The organism is Carboxydocella sp. JDF658 (assembly GCF_002049395.1).
Classification (GTDB): Bacteria; Bacillota.
Genome location: NZ_BDLR01000009.1, coordinates 1 through 18,961 on the forward strand (window position 1 = coordinate 1; position 18,961 = coordinate 18,961).

17 protein-coding genes and 1 pseudogene are annotated in these 18,961 nt (G+C 47.0%); all 18 read left to right on the plus strand.

Annotated elements, in window-relative coordinates; genetic code table 11:
* Positions 1–198 (plus strand): annotated as a pseudogene (gene pyrH / locus JDF658_RS02335) (UMP kinase); the annotation flags it as partial.
* Entirely contained in the window at positions 195–752 is a 558-nt protein-coding gene (gene frr, locus JDF658_RS02340) for a ribosome recycling factor (protein WP_078665259.1), read from the plus strand. The pseudogene pyrH and the gene frr, both read left to right, overlap by 4 nt.
* 30 nt (positions 753–782) lie before the next feature.
* The gene (locus JDF658_RS02345) at positions 783–950 is read left to right on the plus strand and encodes a DUF362 domain-containing protein (RefSeq protein ID WP_078665258.1); all 168 of its coding nucleotides are present in this window, start codon (positions 783–785) and stop codon (positions 948–950) included.
* A 104-nt stretch (positions 951–1,054) separates the two neighbouring features.
* On the plus strand, positions 1,055–1,822 hold the full coding sequence (locus JDF658_RS02350; RefSeq protein WP_078665303.1) for an isoprenyl transferase: 768 nt from the start codon (positions 1,055–1,057) through the stop codon (positions 1,820–1,822).
* A 16-nt stretch (positions 1,823–1,838) separates the two neighbouring features.
* On the plus strand, positions 1,839–2,630 hold the full coding sequence (locus tag JDF658_RS02355; RefSeq protein ID WP_159071881.1) for a phosphatidate cytidylyltransferase: 792 nt from the start codon (positions 1,839–1,841) through the stop codon (positions 2,628–2,630).
* Complete coding sequence (gene ytvI, locus JDF658_RS02360; protein ID WP_079906364.1) at positions 2,627–3,739, plus strand: sporulation integral membrane protein YtvI; 1,113 nt, start codon at positions 2,627–2,629, stop codon at positions 3,737–3,739. Before JDF658_RS02355 ends, ytvI begins: the two co-directional genes overlap by 4 nt.
* Before the next feature lie 22 nt (positions 3,740–3,761).
* On the plus strand, positions 3,762–4,925 hold the full coding sequence (locus JDF658_RS02365; protein WP_079906365.1) for a 1-deoxy-D-xylulose-5-phosphate reductoisomerase: 1,164 nt from the start codon (positions 3,762–3,764) through the stop codon (positions 4,923–4,925).
* A gap of 5 nt (positions 4,926–4,930) precedes the next feature.
* On the plus strand, positions 4,931–5,998 hold the full coding sequence (gene rseP / locus JDF658_RS02370) for an RIP metalloprotease RseP (protein ID WP_079906366.1): 1,068 nt from the start codon (positions 4,931–4,933) through the stop codon (positions 5,996–5,998).
* A 6-nt stretch (positions 5,999–6,004) separates the two neighbouring features.
* On the plus strand, positions 6,005–7,057 hold the full coding sequence (ispG, locus tag JDF658_RS02375; protein WP_107753467.1) for a flavodoxin-dependent (E)-4-hydroxy-3-methylbut-2-enyl-diphosphate synthase: 1,053 nt from the start codon (positions 6,005–6,007) through the stop codon (positions 7,055–7,057).
* Positions 7,058–8,779 (plus strand): proline--tRNA ligase, encoded by a 1,722-nt coding sequence (locus JDF658_RS02380; RefSeq protein WP_079906367.1) that lies wholly within the window; start codon positions 7,058–7,060, stop codon positions 8,777–8,779.
* Between the two features lie 17 nt (positions 8,780–8,796).
* Positions 8,797–9,426 (plus strand): glycosyltransferase family 2 protein, encoded by a 630-nt coding sequence (locus tag JDF658_RS02385; protein ID WP_078665251.1) that lies wholly within the window; start codon positions 8,797–8,799, stop codon positions 9,424–9,426.
* A 5-nt stretch (positions 9,427–9,431) separates the two neighbouring features.
* On the plus strand, positions 9,432–13,718 hold the full coding sequence (locus tag JDF658_RS02390) for a PolC-type DNA polymerase III (protein WP_079906368.1): 4,287 nt from the start codon (positions 9,432–9,434) through the stop codon (positions 13,716–13,718).
* 24 nt (positions 13,719–13,742) lie between these two features.
* Positions 13,743–14,282, plus strand: coding sequence for a GNAT family N-acetyltransferase (locus JDF658_RS02395; protein WP_078665249.1), 540 nt, complete (start codon positions 13,743–13,745; stop codon positions 14,280–14,282).
* A gap of 158 nt (positions 14,283–14,440) precedes the next feature.
* On the plus strand, positions 14,441–14,908 hold the full coding sequence (rimP, locus tag JDF658_RS02400; RefSeq protein WP_078665248.1) for a ribosome maturation factor RimP: 468 nt from the start codon (positions 14,441–14,443) through the stop codon (positions 14,906–14,908).
* A 17-nt stretch (positions 14,909–14,925) separates the two neighbouring features.
* Entirely contained in the window at positions 14,926–15,969 is a 1,044-nt protein-coding gene (nusA, locus tag JDF658_RS02405) for a transcription termination factor NusA (protein ID WP_107753463.1), read from the plus strand.
* A gap of 5 nt (positions 15,970–15,974) precedes the next feature.
* Positions 15,975–16,253, plus strand: a complete 279-nt coding sequence (gene rnpM, locus JDF658_RS02410; RefSeq protein ID WP_078665247.1) for an RNase P modulator RnpM — start codon at positions 15,975–15,977, stop codon at positions 16,251–16,253.
* Positions 16,235–16,534 (plus strand): ribosomal L7Ae/L30e/S12e/Gadd45 family protein, encoded by a 300-nt coding sequence (locus JDF658_RS02415; protein ID WP_078665246.1) that lies wholly within the window; start codon positions 16,235–16,237, stop codon positions 16,532–16,534. Before rnpM ends, JDF658_RS02415 begins: the two co-directional genes overlap by 19 nt.
* A gap of 25 nt (positions 16,535–16,559) precedes the next feature.
* Positions 16,560–18,959, plus strand: a complete 2,400-nt coding sequence (infB, locus tag JDF658_RS02420) for a translation initiation factor IF-2 (protein ID WP_079906369.1) — start codon at positions 16,560–16,562, stop codon at positions 18,957–18,959.
* Positions 18,960–18,961: the final 2 nt, after the last annotated feature.

Below are 18,961 nucleotides of genomic sequence, written 5' to 3' on the forward strand. Positions count from 1 at the left end.
GCCCGACTGTTTAAAGAACTTACATATCTGGATGTCTTACAACTGGGGCTGGGGGTAATGGATTCAACCGCCACTTCCCTGTGTATGGATAACAGTATTCCCATTATTGTCTTCAACCTTAATGAAGAGGGCAATATCCAGAAAGTAGTACTGGGAGAAAAGATCGGTACATTAGTTGGAGGTGAAGAGACGAAATGATTAAAGAAATCATTCGTGAGCATGAAGAGAAAATGCAAAAAGCAGTGGCTGTACTAAAAAAAGAACTGGCTTCTCTGCGGGCTGGACGCGCAACTCCCGCTTTGCTGGAGAAGGTAACAGTGGACTATTATGGTGTGCCAACTCCTGTTAACCAGCTGGCTAATATTTCCGCTCCTGAACCCAGGTTGCTGGTAGTTCAACCCTGGGACCGGAGTGTTTTGAATGAAATTGAGAAAGCGATAATGAAATCCGATTTGGGGCTGACCCCCAACAATGACGGTACCGTAATTCGTATTGCTATTCCGCAATTGACCCAGGAGCGGCGGACTGAGCTGGTAAAAGTGGTTAAGAAAAAGGCGGAAGAGGCACGGGTTGCTGTGCGGAATGTGAGAAGAGAGGCAAATGATGAGCTGAAAGCTCAGGAGAAAGCTGGAGGCATTTCTGAAGATGAAGTTAGACGCGGTCAGGATGAGGTTCAGAAGCTGACTGACAAATATATTAAAGAAATCGATAAATTAGCTGAACATAAAGAAGAAGAAATTATGGAACTTTAATTTTCCACATAGGGAAAGGGGGTGTGAGGAATGGCCTACAAAATCTCCGATGAGTGTGTAGCTTGCGGTACCTGCATGGATACCTGCCCGAATGGCGCCATCAAGGAAGGGGATATCTACTCCATTGATGCTGATGCATGTGTAGATTGTGGTAGCTGTGCAGAAGCTTGCCCCACTGGCGCAATCAGCCAGGGCTAAATTGCGGGAAAAAGCCCCCTCGCCGAGGGGGTTTTTTCATGTTATAATATATTTATGGTAAATTATCGGAGGGAGGATTGCCCGTGGCCAAATGGATATCGCGCATGTTGGGTTCTGCGGTTTTGCCGGAAAAACAAGCGGACAATCACCAAATTAATGAAATAGATCTGTCTCGATTACCCCAACATGTTGCCATTATTATGGATGGCAACGGCCGCTGGGCACAAAAAAGGGGATTGCCAAGAAGTGTTGGTCATCGTGCCGGTGTGGAAAGCTTGCGTACAGCGGTGAAAGTTTGTACAAACATTGGTATAAAATATCTCACAGTATATGCTTTTTCCACGGAAAACTGGAAGCGGCCTAAAGAAGAAGTGGATACACTGATGAATTTACTGGTGGAATACCTGGAAAAAGAGGTGGCAGAGTTAAATCAGCAAGGAGTTCAGATTCGGGCTTATGGCGATCTGGCCGGGTTACCCCTTGCTGCCCAGCAGGCACTGACCAGGTCTATCAATTTAACTGCCAAAAATAACAAACTGGTTTTAGGCTTGTGTCTAAACTATGGCGGTAGAGCTGAAATAGTGCAAGCGGTAAATCAGATTGCGGCAGAAGTGAAAGCAGGGAAAATTGACCCCGGTTCTATTGATGAAGAGGTGATAGAAAAGTTTCTTTACACCAGAGATATCCCAGATCCTGATTTATTGATTCGCCCTGCTGGAGAATTGCGCATCAGCAATTATTTGCTCTGGCAGTTAGCTTACACGGAATTCTGGCTCACAGATGTGCTCTGGCCTGATTTCCGGGAAGAGCATTTTTTACAGGCTATAGTGGATTATCAAAAGCGGGAGCGCCGTTTTGGCGGCTTGCTATAACTATAGAGGTGATTTTGTGCTGGTATACAGGGTTATAACTGCCATTATCGGAATACCTCTGGCTCTCTGGCTTATTTGGCAGGGGGGAAGCTGGCTGGGAGGAGGTATTCTGATCCTAGCGCTGCTGGGCCAGTGGGAGCTGAAAAATATCCTTCAGCATCTGGGGATAAAGGTCAGCTGGCTGCTGGCTGGACCGGGGGTAATACTGGTCTTTTTCAGCATGATTAATCATCGTCTTGATTATGGAATAACCTTTCTGTTGCTCTGGACATTGCTGATTGCGGTTATATCTTTTCCGCGCCTACGCTGGTCAGATCTAGGAGCAGGCTTTTTTGGTATTGTATATGTAACAGTTTCTCTCACTTACATTCTACTCCTCCGAGAGCAAGATCAGGGATTATGGTTGACAGCATTGTTTTTTATTGCTAACTGGCTGGCCGACTCCGGGGCTTACTTTACAGGGCGGGCCCTGGGAAAACATCCCCTGGCACCAGTGATCAGTCCCCAAAAAAGCATCGAGGGGGTTATTGGTGGAGCGGTCACTGCTGCCCTGGTGCTGGCAATGCTGGGGCCTAAACTGACCGGTTTTTCTTACCTTTTCTGGGCTGGCTTTGGGATTGTCATAAGTCTGGGAGGACAGCTGGGAGATCTGGCAGAATCCACTTTGAAAAGAGCGGCAGGGGTAAAGGATAGTAGTAACATTTTTCCGGGCCATGGAGGAGTACTTGACCGGTTTGATTCGATCATGTTTACAGCGCCGCTGGCCTATGTTTTGCTGGATTGGTTTGTTAGGGGGGGCAATGGATGAGGCGGATGGCTTCCAATTATTATCAATGGCTGACGGCCTTGCTGATTTTACTCACCCTCTATTTTGGTGGGGCTTACTTTTTACCATTTTTGATGCCCTGGCTCGGAAAGTTTCTTTATATCTCATTACCGTTTATCCTGGCGGCTTTTCTGGCAGTCCTGCTGGATCCACTGGTTAATAAACTGGAGGCAAGATTTAAATTAAAAAGGTCTCTGGCTGTTTTATTAACCTTATCTGGTGTAGTAGGCGGATTTATAGTTATCTGGGCCCTGATTTTAGCCAGATTGATTCTGGAAACCCTTCGCTTAACCCGGGAACTGCCTGAATACCGGGAACAGATCATTATTTTTGTTGATCACGTCTGGCAAAAAGCTAACGCATTGCTGGAAAAAGGGGTTGCATTTTACCGGGAGTTGCCACCGCAGCTCCATCAGGCTGTCAAGGACAATATAGATAATATTGTGGCTAAAGGCCAGCAGCTGATTATTTCAGCATCAGAGACTTTACTGAGGTCAGTACAAGTATTACCAGCCAGTATTACTGGCGGCTTTGTTGTATCGATTATCGCCATTTTGGCAGCCTTTTTTCTCCTCAAGGACAAAGAAAAAATTATCCGTTTCTGGTTACAACTGCTAAATCCTCCCTGGGGAGAAACGACTTTAGAAGTGGGATCGAAAATTATACTGGCCTTTACTGGCTATCTCAAGGCCCAGCTTATACTTATTACAATTACCACTATCCTGGCCATTGGTGGTCTTTACCTGACGGGCAGTCAATTTGCTCTAACCATGGGAATTGTGGTAGGGTTAATGGATTTTATTCCGGTGCTGGGCCCTGGCTCAGTATTGTTACCCTGGGCTCTGCTCAGTTACTTTCACGGCCAGGGCTTTTTTGCTCTGAAATTGGTTATCCTGTATGGGGTGCTGAGCCTGGTCAGGCAGCTACTGGAAGCTAAAGTGGTCGCTGATAATGTGGGCCTGCATCCCCTGGCCACTTTAATAGCGATTTATACAGGCTATCAGCTCTGGGGCGCTCTGGGGGTAGTATTGGGTCCTATCCTGTTAATCGCTATCCAGGCGGTTATTAAAACTGGGATAACACGGATATAATAGAAAGAAACGGGGTTCAGACATGCGCAAAATAGGACTAATCGGCAGTACAGGTTCCATTGGGACACAGACATTGGAAGTAGTCCGTGCCCAGCGGGAAAATCTGCAAGTATCAAGCCTTGCTGCAGGACGTAACGTGGATTTATTGCTGGCTCAGATTAGGGAGTTTAAGCCAGAGGTAGTAGCAGTTGCAGAAGCGAAGGACGCTGAGTGGCTAGCTCAGCAACTGCGGGTTGAAAGCTGGGTTCCAGAAATCTACTGGGGTACTGAAGGTTTATTAAAAGCAGCTACTGAAGCTGAGATAGATTTGCTTGTGACGGCTATTACTGGTGCCCGGGGGCTGTTGCCTACTATTGCCGCTATTAAACAAGGAACTGATATTGCTCTGGCCAACAAGGAAACCCTGGTAGCAGCAGGAGAGCTGGTGATGGCCCTGGCCGAAAAACATGACGTCAAAATTATCCCGGTAGACAGCGAACATTCTGCTATTTTTCAATGTATTCAAGGATCAAAGCAAAATGAAATTAGCAAATTGATTTTAACCGCTTCCGGAGGGGCTTTTCGCGAGTGGGATATCCAGCGCCTCCAGGAAGCAACGGTTAGAGATGCTCTGGCTCATCCTAACTGGTCTATGGGAGCCAAAATAACCATTGACTCCGCTACCATGATCAATAAGGGACTGGAAGTGATCGAAGCTCACTGGCTGTTTGGTATACCTTATGAACAGATCCAGGTACTGCTCCACCCCCAGAGTATTATCCATTCACTGGTGGAGTTTTGTGATGGCTCCCAGCTGGCTCAATTAGGTTTACCGGATATGCGCCTGCCCATTCAGTACGCCCTCTCCTGGCCGCAGCGCTGGAGTGGGGTCTGGCCGCGGCTGGATCTGGCAAGTATCGGCAGCTTAACTTTTTCGTTGCCGGATTATGCCAAGTATCCAGGATTGAAATTAGCCTATCTGGCTGGTCAGGCAGGGGGACTGGCGCCAACGATTTTCAATGCAGCCAATGAAGTTGCGGTTACAGCATTTTTAAATGAGGAAATAAAGTTTGTGGAAATTGTAGATGTCATTGCAGCCACCCTGGACCAGTTTTCGCCTCAGAAGGTTGAGGATCTGGAGGTTGTGCTTCATATCGACCAGCAGGCGCGCTATAAGGCTGCTGAGCTGATTAAGAAAGGTCGGTGATTAAAATGACCAGTTTTCTTGTCTCGGTAATCGCTACTATCCTGGTTCTTGGTTTACTGGTGCTGGTACATGAGGCCGGACACTATTTTGCCGGCAGAGCGGTAGGTGTGAAAGTTTATGAGTTTGCTATCGGTTTTGGCCCTATGCTTTTTGGTAAAACCGGACGCAACCAAACTCTATATAGTGTACGGGCTATCCCACTGGGAGGATTTGTTAAATTTGCCGGGATGGATGAGGAAGAAGATACCGATGAAGATGGGGCGCTCAGATACCGGCCGGGGGAAGGCTTTAATGAAAAGAAACCCTGGCAAAAAGGACTGGTAATCCTGGCAGGACCGTTAATGAATTTTGTCTTAACTATCCTGATTCTAGCAGGAATTTTCTTCAAACTGGGTGTACCAGTAATTGAGCCGGTTATCGGTGAAGTGATAAAAAACATGCCTGCCGAAGCTGCAGGACTAAAGCCGGGAGATAGAATTATTGCGGTCAATGGCAAGACCGTAACGGATTGGGAAAAAGTAGTCCAGGAAATCAGAAAGCAGGAACAAGGGCGAGTTTCTCTGGAAATTCTCCGGAATCAGAAGAAGATGCTGATCGAGCTTAGACCCAAAAAGGACCCGGCAACAGGGCAGAGTATGATTGGTATTTCCCCTCAGCCACCAAAAATGAAATCAGTTAACCTCTGGGAAGCAGCCGGTTATGGGGTACTATATACAGGTAAAATTACTTCTACTGTTTTACACTATCTGGCTAACTTGTTTAAGATGCCCGACCCGACGGCAGGGCTGGCTGGTCCGGCTCGTATTAGTATGGAGATAGGCAAGGCTGCTCAGGCAGGTTGGCTGAACTTGCTGCAGCTAGCTGCTTTATTGAGTTTGCAGCTGGGATTATTTAATTTGTTGCCCATTCCGGCTCTTGATGGCAGCCGACTGCTGTTTGTAGGCTGGGAGGGGCTGGTCGGTCGCCGGGTAGACCCCAAACGGGAAAACATCGTTCACCTGGTGGGTTTTGCTCTGTTGCTGGTGTTAATGGTAGTGGTAACTGTAAATGATATTTCCCAGCTGCTGAAATAGGGGGAGTTGTTTTTGGCCAGTAAAAAACAGATTAAGATAGGGAATATATTAATCGGAGGCGGAGCGCCTGTATCTGTTCAGTCCATGACCAATACCGATACCAGGGATGTGGAGACTACCCTGCAGCAGATTGAGGTACTGGCCCGGGAAAAATGTGAAATTATTCGGGTGGCCGTACCTGATGAAGAAGCAGCTCAGGCACTCAAGGAAATCTGCCGCAGGTCTCCCTTGCCGGTGATTGCCGATATTCATTTTGATTATCGCCTGGCCTTAAAGGCTCTGGCCCATGGAGTTGCAGGCCTGCGCATTAATCCTGGCAATATCGGAAGTGAAGATCGGGTAAAAGAAGTTGTGGCAGCTGCCAGGGAGCGAGCAGTACCAATAAGAATCGGGGTTAATGCCGGCTCTCTGGAGAAGGACTTGCTGGAAAAATACGGCCATCCCTGTGCCGAAGCGCTGGTTGAAAGCGCTCTCAGGCATGTAGCATTACTGGAGCGATTTGGCTATGAGGAAATAAAAATTTCCCTGAAAACCTCCCGGGTTCCGGTTTTGCTGGCTGCTTACCGACTGCTGGCACAAAAAGTGCCTTATCCCTTGCATATAGGTGTTACAGAGGCTGGCACCTTGTTCCGTGGTGTGATAAAATCATCAGTAGGTCTGGGAATATTGCTGTCTGAAGGTATAGGTGATACAATGAGGGTCTCCCTGACCGCTGATCCCGTTTATGAGGTGAGAACTGCCTGGCAGATTTTGCAGAGTTTGAATCTGCGTCAGGCTGGCCCGGAGCTGGTTTCCTGTCCCACCTGTGGTCGTTGCCAGGTGAATTTAATTAAGCTGGCAGAAGAGGTTGATCAGATTCTTTACCAGATAGACCGGCCCCTGAAAGTAGCTGTTATGGGTTGTGCAGTTAACGGTCCCGGCGAAGCCAGGGAAGCTGATATTGGCATTGCCGGGGGCAAAGGAGCCGGATTATTATTCAAAAAGGGACAGGTTATCCGCAAGGTGCCGGAAGAACAGTTATTATCAGCTTTGTTAGAAGAAATAAGGAGGTTGGATTAGTTGAGAGCATCCCAGTTATTAGCACCCACTTTGAGAGAGACTCCGGCTGAAGCCGAAGTTATCAGTCATCAGCTGCTGCTCAGAGCGGGATTTATCCGCAAAGCTGCCGCTGGTGTTTATACATATTTGCCTCTGGCACAGCGGGTTTTGCATAAGATAATGCAAATCGTCCGCGAAGAAATGAATCGGGCCGGGGGCCAGGAAATTACCATGCCCATCATCCAGCCTGCAGAGCTCTGGCTGGAATCAGGGCGCTGGCATGTTTATGGTGACGAGCTCTTCCGTTTAAAAGACAGGCACGGTCGCGAATTCGCCCTTGGACCAACCCATGAAGAAATCATTACTGACCTGGTGCGCAATGAAGTGCATTCCTATAAACAGCTGCCCCTGTTGCTCTATCAGATTGCCAACAAATACCGGGATGAACGCCGGCCACGGTTTGGACTGATGCGAGGGCGCGAGTTTATCATGAAGGATCTTTATTCCTTTGATAAAGATGAAGTAGGCATGCAAATCAGCTATCAAAAAATGTATGATGCCTACACCCGGATTTTTACCAGGCTGGGCCTCAAATTCAGGCCAGTAGAGGCCGATGCAGGTGCCATTGGGGGCAGCAGTACCCATGAGTTTATGGTAATTGCTGATGCGGGTGAAGCTACCATTGTGTACTGTGATACCTGTACCTATGCTGCCAATGTGGAAAAGGCTGAGTCCAGATTGATTGCCAGGGGAAAACAGGAAGCCCAGCCTTTAGAGAAAATCGCCACTCCAGAACAAAAGACCATTGATGAGGTAGCGGCCTTTCTGGGAATAGCTCCTGAACAGACTATTAAAACCCTGATCTATCATACTGAAAAAGGTCTGGTAGCTGCTGTGCTGCGAGGAGACAGACAGGTTAATGAAATCAAGCTGCAAAACCTGGTTGATACTTTGCAATTGCATCTGGCCAGTGATGAAGAAGTAGTAGAAAAGATCGGTGTAGCTCCTGGTTCAATCGGACCGGTGGGTCTAAAAGGCAAGGTATGGCAGGTCATTGCGGACCCGGAAGTAGTCCAGCAGAACAACCTGGTTTGTGGAGCCAATGAAGACGGCTATCACTTAAAAAACGTTAATTATGACCGGGATTATGCAGTTGACCTGGTTGCAGATATAAGGATGGTTGAGGCAGGAGAACATTGCCCGCGCTGTGAAGAAGGCAAATTGCTGACAGCAAAAGGTATTGAAGTTGGACAAGTATTCCAGTTAGGGACAAAATACAGTAAAGCTCTGAATGCTGTTTTTCTGGATGAAAATGGCAAACAAAAAGAAATGGTAATGGGTTGCTATGGTATCGGTATTACCAGGACAATGGCAGCTGCTATTGAACAAAACCATGACGAAAATGGGATCATCTGGCCGTTGGCCATAGCTCCCTATCATGTGGTGGTTATACCTGTATCCGAGAAAGATCAGCAACAGCGGGAAGCAGCGGAAAAAATCTATAGTCAGTTAACTCAGCTGGGGATTGAAACTGTAATTGATGATAGGGTTGAAAGGGCCGGCGTCAAGTTCAAGGATGCAGACCTGATTGGTTACCCCTATCGCCTTACTGTAGGCAAAACCCTGGCCGAGGGTAAAGTAGAGCTCAAGGAACGGAGAACAGGTAACACCCGGGTACTCGATGTAGAGGCAGCTGCACAGGTGATTGCTAATCTGGTCAAAGAAGAATTAGCCAGATACTAACTTGTGGAGGTTGTACCATGGGATGCTCTGCCATAATCCCGGCTTATAATGAAGCAAAAACTATCGCGCCAGTGGTGAAAACAACCAGGAATCATGCTCTGGTAGATGAAGTGATCGTTGTTTGCGATGGCTGTCAGGACCAAACCGCCATCCTTGCTGAGCAAGCAGGAGCAAAAGTGATCGAACTACCTTACAATCAAGGCAAGGGAGCAGCTCTGCTAGTTGGCGCCAGAGCTGCTCTTCATTCCGTTCTGCTGTTTCTTGATGCTGATCTGATCGGTCTTAGAGATGAACATATCACCAATCTTTTGAATCCAATTCTAAATGGACAAGCTGAAATGACAGTAGGTATATTTAGCGGGGGTAGGTTAACCACTGACCTGGCGCAAAAAATTACCCCCAGTTTGTCCGGACAAAGGGCCCTTTTACGGGACTTAATTACCCCCTATGATGAACTGGCCAGCACCCGCTACGGGGTAGAAGTTTTTATTAACAGTCTGGCCCGGGAGAAAGGTTGGAAAGTGCTGGAGGTAGAACTTTTTGATCTTACCCATCGAATGAAAGAAGAAAAGTTTGGCCTGGTTAAAGGGATGCAGGCCAGAATGAAAATGTACTGGGAAATTGCTAAATCCTTAACAGGGTGGTAATTACTATGCGCAGAATAGATTTCGGGCAACTGGCAGAGGAATTGCGCCTTTCTCCGGAAAGCTGTGCGCTGCTGGCAGAAGCAGAGATAATCAAAGTGGAAATCAGCCAGAAACAGGGTTTGTGGCTGGTTCACTTGAAAATCGGCGGGCTTCTGCCTCTGGAGGAATTAAACATACTGGAACAGGGGCTGGGGAATAAACTGATTCTGCCCGCTAAACTGAAGCTATTGTTATATTGTCCAGCCTCGGATTTGAGCCAGCAGTCAGTCCAGTTAAAGTCTTATCTGCTTGAGGCTGTAGGCGAAAAATCAGAAGTTTGCCGCAAGTGGCTGGAAATGTCGGAACTGGAAATTGAGGCCGGACGTATTCTGATTTCAATGCCTAACCTGCTGGGAGTTCAGGTATTAAAGGACAAGAAGATTCCCGAACTAATCAGGGAATATTGCCTGAAACATTTTGAGTTTAGTCCGGAGGTGCTTCTGGATATCGGCCACCAGCCGAGCTTAGAGGAAGACCTGCCGGATGTGCAGACCATTTTGACTCAAAGGATTGAAGCAATAGCAAAAGAGGAAAAAACTGATAAGGAGCAGGAAAATAAAGAGCAAAGAAAAGAAGAGAAGGAAAGTCCTGTTCTAAAAGGCAAGCCTATTACCGCTACTCCTGTCCTGATTAAGGACGTTCTGGAAGAAGAACGGAATGTGGTTATCCAGGGGCAAATCTTCAATATTGAACGCAAGGAATTAAAATCCGGTCGGACTGTGACAACTTTTGCCATATCAGATCTTACCGATTCCATTCTGGTCAAGTTTTTCAGCGAGAAAAAGGATGAGGAACAGGAGAATTCCTGGCTAAAAGAAGGTAAATGGCTGAAAGTACGGGGACCAGTGCAATATGACCCTTTTTGCCGGGAACTGGTGGTAATGGCCTATGATATTAACATTGCCGAAGGGATACCTGAACGACAGGACCAGGCGACTGAAAAAAGGATTGAGCTCCATGCCCATACCAAGATGAGTGCGATGGATGGAGTGGCCAGTGCTGCGGATTTGGTTAAAACCGCTGCCCGGTGGGGACATGCGGCAATAGCCATTACCGATCATGGCGTAGTACAGGCTTTCCCGGAAGCGGCTGAAGCTGCGGGGAAGTATGGCATTAAAGTTATCTATGGCCTGGAAGGTTATTTAATCGATGATGGTCAGCCGATTCTGATCGGTGAAGTTAATGGACCAATTGCCGAATCGGATTATGTTATTTTTGACCTGGAAACAACAGGACTTAGTCCCTTAACCAATGATATTATTGAAATCGGTGCCGTAAAAATAAGGGCTGGACAAATTCAAGACAGATTCCACTGTTTTCTCAAGCCATCCCGGCCAATTAGTGAAGAAATTAGCCAATTAACAGGTATTACTAATGAAATGCTTGCTGAGGCTCTGGAGCCAGAACAAGGGTTGCAGGATTTTCTTAACTTCATTCGAGGGGCTGTTCTGGTGGCTCACAATGCCACTTTTGATGCTGGTTTTATCCGGGTGAAAATTGAACAGTATTTCAGCGAAAAATTGACTAACCCCCTCCTGGATACTTTATCGCTAGCTCGCTGCTTACTGACAATGAAAAATTATAAACTAGATCAGCTGGCCCGTCACTTTGAAGTAGACCTGGAACAGCATCATCGTGCCGATTGTGATGCTGAGGCTACTGCCCTGATTTTTCTTAAACTGCTGGAACTGGTAAGGGAAAAAGGCATAAATGAGATTCAGGAAATTAACAGTTTGATTAAAAACATCAATCTGGATAGTCTGAAATCTTACCATATTATTTTACTGGCCAAAAATAAGACTGGTCTCAAAAATCTGTACAAACTGGTTACCTTGTCCCACCTGCACTATTATCATCGTCATCCCCGCATTCCCAAAAGTCAGCTGATAAAACATCGTGAAGGCTTGATCATCGGCTCTGCCTGTGAAGCTGGAGAGCTTTACAGGGCTTTGCTCGACGGGACCAGTCAGGAAAAATTGGAAGAAATCGCCACATTTTATGATTACCTGGAGATTCAGCCCCTTGGCAACAATCAATTTTTATTGAAAGAAAATGCCGTCAAGAATTTAGAAGAGTTACAACGGCTGAACCAGGAAATTGTCAGGCTGGGGGAAAAGCTGCAGATTCCCGTTGTAGCTACTGGTGATGTGCATTTCCTCAATCCTGAGGATGAAGTTTATCGGCGAATATTAATGGCAGGCAAGGGCTTTACCGATGCTGATGACCAGGCACCACTCTATTTTAAAACTACCGAGGAGATGCTAGAGGAATTTGCCTATCTCGGGGAAGAGAAGGCGCGGGAAGTGGTAATTGAAAACCCGCAGAAAATAGCGGAATCGGTAGAAGTCTTTAAACCCATTCCGGATGAGTTTTATCCTCCCGTTCTAGAAGGTGCGGAGGAGCAAATTATCAACATGACGTATGAGACGGCAAAAAGAATTTATGGTGACCCCCTGCCGGAAATAGTACAGGCCAGGATAGATAAAGAACTGAATTCTATTATCAATAATGGTTTTGCGGTCTTATACTTAATTGCTCATAAACTGGTAAGAAAGTCCAATGATGATGGCTATCTGGTCGGTTCCCGGGGTTCTGTCGGTTCTTCCTTTGTGGCGACCATGACCGGGATTACGGAGGTTAACCCTTTACCCCCTCATTATGTTTGTCCGCAGTGTAAGAAAAGCGAATTTATCCTGGACGGGTCGGTAGGCTCTGGTGCGGACATGCCTGATAAGAACTGTCCTGACTGCGGTTGTAAATACAAAAAAGATGGCCATGATATACCCTTTGAAGTATTCCTGGGTTTCAAAGGCGACAAGGTACCTGATATTGATTTAAACTTTTCGGGTGAGTATCAGCCCCGGGCCCATAAATATACTGAGGAATTGTTCGGCCAGGGAAATGTCTTCCGTGCTGGTACTATCGGTACCATTGCCGAAAAAACCGCTTTCGGGTTTGTGAAAAAGTATTTTGAGGAACGCAGGATTCCCAAACGCAATCCAGAGCTGCTCCGCCTGGTCAAGGGCTGTACCGGTGTAAAGCGGACAACAGGCCAGCATCCAGGAGGGGTCATGGTAGTACCGCGGGATTGTGATGTTCACGATTTTACTCCTTTGCAGTATCCGGCCGATGATAAAAAATCCGGGGTGATTACCACTCATTTTGATTACCATTCCATCAGCAGCCGTCTGGTTAAACTGGATATTCTCGGACATGATGACCCGACGGTAATAAAAATGCTGGAGGATTTGACCGGAGTGGATGCCAAAACCATACCCCTGGATGAACCGAAAGTATTATCCCTTTTTTCCAGTACGGAGGCACTGGGGGTGACACCGGAACAAATTCGGAGTAATGTGGGCACTTACGGTATACCTGAATTCGGGACTAAATTTGTAAGACAGATGCTGGAAGATACCAAACCCAAAACTTTTTCAGAACTTGTGCGAATTTCCGGTTTTTCTCACGGAACCGATGTCTGGTTAAATAACGCCCAGGACTTAATCAAAAATGGCATCTGTCAGCTGGGAGAGGCCATTTCGGCCCGGGATGATATTATGATCTATCTGATCTATAAAGGACTGGAACCCAGCCGAGCTTTTAAAATTATGGAGGGCGTACGGAAAGGTAAAGGGGTAAAACCGGAAGATGAAGAAGAAATGCGCAAGCATAATGTGCCGGAGTGGTATATAGAATCCTGTAAGAAAATAAAATACATGTTCCCCAAGGCCCATGCGGTAGCCTATGTCATGATGGCGTTCCGGATAGCCTACTTTAAAGTCTATTATCCTGAAGCCTTTTACTCTACCTATTTCACCGTACGTGCCGATGAATTCGATGCGGAGCTCATTTGTCAGGGACCAGAGGTTGTACGTAAGACCATTGAAGAGATCGAGGCCAAAGGCTCTGACGCTACGCAGAAAGAAAAAAACCTGCAGACCATCTTAGAACTGGCTCTGGAAATGTATATGCGTGGAATCAAAATGCGCCGGATCAGCCTGGAAGAATCGGAGGCCAAGAAATTCATCATCACCCCGGAAGGATTACTGCCGCCTTTTGCTGGTTTACAGGGAGTAGGTGAAGCTGCAGCCCAGAATATTGTGGAGGCGCGGCGAGAAGCCCCCTTTGTGTCCATTGAGGATTTGCGGACCAGGGCCCGCCTGACCAAAACCGTCATCGAGGTGTTAGACCGGCATGGTTGTTTAAGAGGTTTGCCGGCTACCAGTCAGTTGCAGCTTTTTACTATGGCTTAAGATTAAAGGATGGGAGGTTAAAGTATGGAGAGAGAGTGGCGTTTTATTGACCAAAAAGGGAGGGAAATTTGGCTCCGCCCTGCCCGGCCGGAAGATGCTGAAGGGATTCTCAGCAGTATAGCTTCAGTTGCCAGGGAGCGCAGTTTTATCCTCACCGAAAATGTGGGACGAACAGTGGAAGAAGAAGCTAAATATATCGCTAACCTGGATACTCAGCACAATCTTTTGCTGGTCGCTTTGCATGAAGATAAGGTTATCGGCGGTTTGGGAGCGTCCCAGGCAGGGGGAGGCAAGTATCCCAAACTGCAGCATGTGCTGGAAATAGGCCTGCATTTGGTTAAGGATTATCGGGAGGCCGGGATTGGCAGTCAAATGCTGGCTTATGCAATCGAATGGGCCAAAGAGAAAGGCTTCGGCAAACTAACAGCCCAGATTTTTACCACCAACCGTCGCTCAATCCATCTCTTTGAAAAACACGGTTTCCAGGAAGAAGGCAGAAGGAAAAGACAATATCGAATTGGCTCGGAGTATATTGATGAAGTAATGATGGGGTTGCTATTATAGTTGTACTATGGTATAATTGTTATAGTATCCCATGAATGGAGCGGATAAAGAGTGGGTCCATACCCACTCTTTCCTTTTGCAGAGATGGAATGGCTATTAAAGGATAGAGCCTGGGAAATAATAACCAGTGGAAATATTTGTTGAAGAGGTGAAAAAAATTGAATAAGAAAGAGGTTTGCCAGAAGGTACTCACATGGGCGCAGGAAATTGCGGAACCCCTGGGAATTGAAGTTGTTGATGTGGAACTAGAAAAAGAACATGGTGAATGGTATTTGCGCATTTTTATTGATAAACCGGAAGGCATCAATATCGATGATTGTGAAATGATTTCCAGGCAAATTGATCCTGTTCTGGATAATCACGATCCGATACCCTTCCCATATCATCTGGAAGTATCTTCTTTAGGATTGGACCGGCCCCTGAAAAACGACCAGGATTTGGCCCGGTCTTTGGGTAAGAAAGTCAGAATCAGTTTGTTTGCCCCTTTTGAAGGGAAAAAAGAGTGGATAGGTACTCTACGGGCTTTTTCTAAAGAAAGAGTGGTTATTGGGATAGGAGAAGAGATGCTGGAAACCAGCATCCCACGTAATCAAATAGCCAAAATTAAATTAGAAATAGATTTTTAAGGAGGAAGGCACAGGCAATGAGTGGTGAACTACTGGAAGCACTGGTTGATTTGATGCGGGAAAAGGGACTGGACAAGGAAGTAATTATCGAAGCACTGGAAGCAGCTCTGGTTTCAGCCTACAAAAAGAACTTTGGTACCGGAGACAATGTCAGGGTGGATATTAACCGGGATACGCTGGAACTTAAAGTCTTTGCCAGAAAAACTGTAGTAGAAGAAGTGGCTGACCAAACCCAGGAAATCAGCCTGACCGAGGCCAGAAAAATTAACCCCCGTTATGACCTGGGCGATGTGGTGGAACTGGAAGTAACTCCCCGTAACTTTGGTCGGATTGCGGCCCAGAATGCCAAGCAGGTGGTAATCCAGAAGCTGCGGGAAGCTGAAAGAGGTCTGATTTATGAGGAATTTGCCAATCGGGAAGGGGACATTGTTACCGGGATTGTACAGCGCATCGAACGGGATAATGTTATCATCGATCTGGGCAAAACCGAAGCCTTGCTCTCCAAAAGTGAGCAAATGCCTACGGAAGAATACCATTCCGGGGACAGGATTAAAACCTATGTGGTTGAGGTCAAGCGTACCAATAAAGGCCCTCAGGTCTATGTTTCCCGTACCCATCCGGGGCTGATGAAACGCCTGTTTGAGCTGGAGGTACCTGAAATTCGGGAAGGAATTGTGGAAATCAAGGCGGTGGCCCGGGAAGCAGGATACCGTTCCAAGATTGCCGTCCATTCCAGAGATGAAAATGTTGATCCGGTGGGAGCATGTGTTGGTCAAAAAGGGGCCCGGGTGCAGATGGTGGTAAATGAATTGAAGGGCGAAAAAATTGATATTATCCCCTGGCATCCAGACCCGGCAGTGTTTGTGGCTGCTGCCCTGAGCCCTGCCAAAGTGGTTAAAGTAGAAATAAGGGATATGGAGAAAATGGCCAGAGTAATTGTGCCGGATTACCAGCTTTCTCTGGCTATTGGTAAAGAAGGACAAAATGCGCGTTTAGCAGCGAAATTAACAGGCTGGAAAATCGATATCAAGAGTGAGAGTCAAGCTGCCGAACTGGAGTGAGGCTGATGAAGGTAAAAAAGATTCCGGAAAGAAAATGCGTAGGCTGTCAGGAGATGAAGCCTAAAAAAGAACTGGTACGGATAGTACGGACTCCAGAAGGAGAGGTGCTGGTCGACTCGACTGGGAAAAAGAATGGGCGTGGGGCTTATATCTGTCCCAATTTGGAATGTTTAAAAAAAGCAGTCAAAGGCAAGCGGTTGGACAGAGCCCTGTCGGTTACCATTCCTCCTGAACTAATCAGTCAACTGGAACAGGAGTTGGCGGCATGCGAAACAGATGGTTAGGTCTCTTAGGGCTGGGGCAACGTTCAGGGAAAGTGGTATCGGGCGAAGCGGCTGTTGAGGCCATGTTGAAAAAAGGCAAAGGAGAATTACTGGTTCTGGCAGGAGATTTAAATAGTAAACGGATAAATGTTTATCAACACTGGGCTAAGTCCCTGGGTATAAAGAGCGTAATTGCCGGAACGAAAACGGAACTGGGCATAGCACTGGGCAAATCTCCCAGAGCCGTGGTACTGATTCTTGATGCCGAACTGGCAAAAGCCGTATATGAAAATCTGGTCTAAAAGCATAACTTCTGGGGGTGAATTCATGGGTAAAATCAGGGTGCATGAGCTGGCAAAGGAACTGGGGATAGAAAGTAAAAATATGATCAGCTGGCTAAAAAACCATGGAATAGAGGTAAAAAATCACATGAGCACAATTGAAGATGATGTAGCAGAAATGCTACGGGCAAAAGCAAAAGGTCAAAAAGAGAAAAAAGAGGAGAAATCCGTGCCTAAGCAGCAGACAGCCAAAAAACAGCAGACAGAAACTACCACACAACAACAGCAACCGAAACAGCAACAGCACCGGCCTCAGGGTCAACAGCACCGGCATAACAGACCTGGAAACAGACCAGTACCGCAAGGTGAAAGGCGTGATCGGCAGCGGGAGCAGAATCGGGACAGAAAACCGGGTCAGGCCCCTGCCGCAGCGGCTAATCAGCCCCAATTCCGTAAGGACGACCAGCGCCGTCCGCGACCCCAGGCCGCTGCTAGTATACCTCCGGTAATACCACCGGAAAAGGAGCAGCCGCGGGAAAAGGTAAAACCGTTGGAAAAAGAGGAAAAGAACATTATCGAATTACGCCGGGAACGGGAAGAACAAAAATTGCTGGAGAAGCAAAAAACCCGCGGTAAAGCCAAAAAAGGAAACAAACAGCAAAGGGCGAGCAATGAAAATCAGGAAGTTATTGGGCCTATCATTATGGGAGCTTCCATTTCTGTACAGGAGCTGGCTAATCGTTTAAAGAAACCAGCCGCTGAATTGATTAAAAAGTTAATCGGCCTGGGCATTATGGCTACCATCAACCAGGAAATCGACGCAGAAGTCGCTGAAATTATCTGCGCTGATTACGGGGTGGAAGTTCAGGTCAAAATCGAGGACCCGGAAAAAGAAATTCTGGAGCTGTTGGAGCAGGAAGATAGTCCTGAGGATCTGGTAGCCCGTCCTTGTGTGGTTACGGTAATGGGGCATGTTGACCATGGGAAAACTTCCTTGCTCGACGCTATCCGTCAGACTAATGTTACTGCTTCAGAAGCTGGTGGAATTACCCAGCATATTGGCGCTTATCAAGTCGAGCACAATGGGCAGAAAATTACCTTCCTGGATACTCCCGGTCACGAAGCTTTTACAGCAATGCGAGCCCGGGGGGCAAAGGTTACTGATATCGCTATCCTGGTGGTAGCGGCTGATGATGGGGTAATGCCCCAGACTGTTGAGGCTATCAACCACGCAAAAGCTGCCAATGTACCGATCATAGTTGCCATTAACAAAATGGATAAACCAGGAGCTAACCCTGATCGGGTAAAACAGGAACTGACTGAACACGGTCTGCTGCCGGAAGAATGGGGCGGAGATACCATTTGTGTAAATGTTTCTGCCAAAACCAAGCAAGGAATTAGTGACTTGCTGGAAATGATTCTGCTGGTGGCTGAAATGCTGGAGCTGAAAGCTAATCCCAAACGCCTGGCCAAAGGTACAGTGATTGAGGCTAAACTGGATAAAGGCCGCGGACCGGTGGCTACTGTGCTGGTGCAAAATGGTACCCTGCAAATTGGTGATGCCATCGTTGCCGGTACTGCCTTTGGTAGGGTCAGAGCCATGACCGATGATAAGGGAAGACAGGTCAAGAAAGCACCACCCTCGATGCCGGTTGAGGTCCTGGGGTTGTCAGAAGTACCAGAAGCTGGGGATGTTTTCTATGCTTTTGATGATGAGAAAAAGGCCAAGCAACTGGTGCAAATCAGGCTGGATCGCAAGCGGGAAGAGGAACTGAAGGCTAACAGCAAGGTTAGTCTGGAGGACCTCTTTGCCCGTATTAAAGAAGGGGAAATCAAGGAACTAAATGTCATTGTTAAAGCGGATGTGCAAGGTTCAGTAGAGGCCTTGAAGCAGTCCCTGGAAAATCTGAGCAATGATGAAGTAAGAGTTAAACCCATTCACGGCGGGGTTGGAGCTATAACTGAAACCGATATTATGCTGGCTTCAGCCTCTAATGCTATTATAATTGGCTTTAATGTCCGGCCGGACAGCAATGCCCGTAAGGCGGCTGAAAAGGAAAAAATCGATATCAGACTGTATCGGGTTATCTATGATGCTATCGAAGATGTAAAAGCCGCTATGAGTGGCTTGCTGGAGCCGGAAATCAAGGAAGTAGTCCTGGGGCGGGCGGAAGTGCGTCAGACTTTCAAGGCCTCCAAAATCGGTACCATCGCAGGTTGCTATGTGCTGGAAGGCAAAATTACCCGGGATAGCCATTTACGGTTAATCCGCAATGGAATCGTCGTGCACGAGGGTAAACTGGAATCTCTCAAGCGGTTTAAAGATGATGTACGTGAAGTTAACCAGGGATATGAGTGCGGTTTGACCATTGAAAAGTATAATGATATCAAAGAAGGAGATATTCTTGAGTTCTTTACCTTTGAAAAAATAAAAAGAGAAATTTAGGG

Bases quoted from the DNA above. Each gene is read 5' to 3' on its own strand.
- frr (WP_078665259.1), top strand. From the start codon at position 195: ATGATTAAAGAAATCATTCGTGAGCATGAAGAGAAAATGCAAAAAGCA.
- JDF658_RS02345 (WP_078665258.1), top strand. From the start codon at position 783: ATGGCCTACAAAATCTCCGATGAGTGTGTAGCTTGCGGTACCTGCATG.
- JDF658_RS02350 (WP_078665303.1), top strand. From the start codon at position 1,055: ATGTTGGGTTCTGCGGTTTTGCCGGAAAAACAAGCGGACAATCACCAA.
- ytvI (WP_079906364.1), top strand. From the start codon at position 2,627: ATGAGGCGGATGGCTTCCAATTATTATCAATGGCTGACGGCCTTGCTG.
- JDF658_RS02365 (WP_079906365.1), top strand. From the start codon at position 3,762: ATGCGCAAAATAGGACTAATCGGCAGTACAGGTTCCATTGGGACACAG.
- rseP (WP_079906366.1), top strand. From the start codon at position 4,931: ATGACCAGTTTTCTTGTCTCGGTAATCGCTACTATCCTGGTTCTTGGT.
- JDF658_RS02385 (WP_078665251.1), top strand. From the start codon at position 8,797: ATGGGATGCTCTGCCATAATCCCGGCTTATAATGAAGCAAAAACTATC.
- JDF658_RS02390 (WP_079906368.1), top strand. From the start codon at position 9,432: ATGCGCAGAATAGATTTCGGGCAACTGGCAGAGGAATTGCGCCTTTCT.
- JDF658_RS02395 (WP_078665249.1), top strand. From the start codon at position 13,743: ATGGAGAGAGAGTGGCGTTTTATTGACCAAAAAGGGAGGGAAATTTGG.
- nusA (WP_107753463.1), top strand. From the start codon at position 14,926: ATGAGTGGTGAACTACTGGAAGCACTGGTTGATTTGATGCGGGAAAAG.
- rnpM (WP_078665247.1), top strand. From the start codon at position 15,975: ATGAAGGTAAAAAAGATTCCGGAAAGAAAATGCGTAGGCTGTCAGGAG.
- JDF658_RS02415 (WP_078665246.1), top strand. From the start codon at position 16,235: ATGCGAAACAGATGGTTAGGTCTCTTAGGGCTGGGGCAACGTTCAGGG.
- infB (WP_079906369.1), top strand. From the start codon at position 16,560: ATGGGTAAAATCAGGGTGCATGAGCTGGCAAAGGAACTGGGGATAGAA.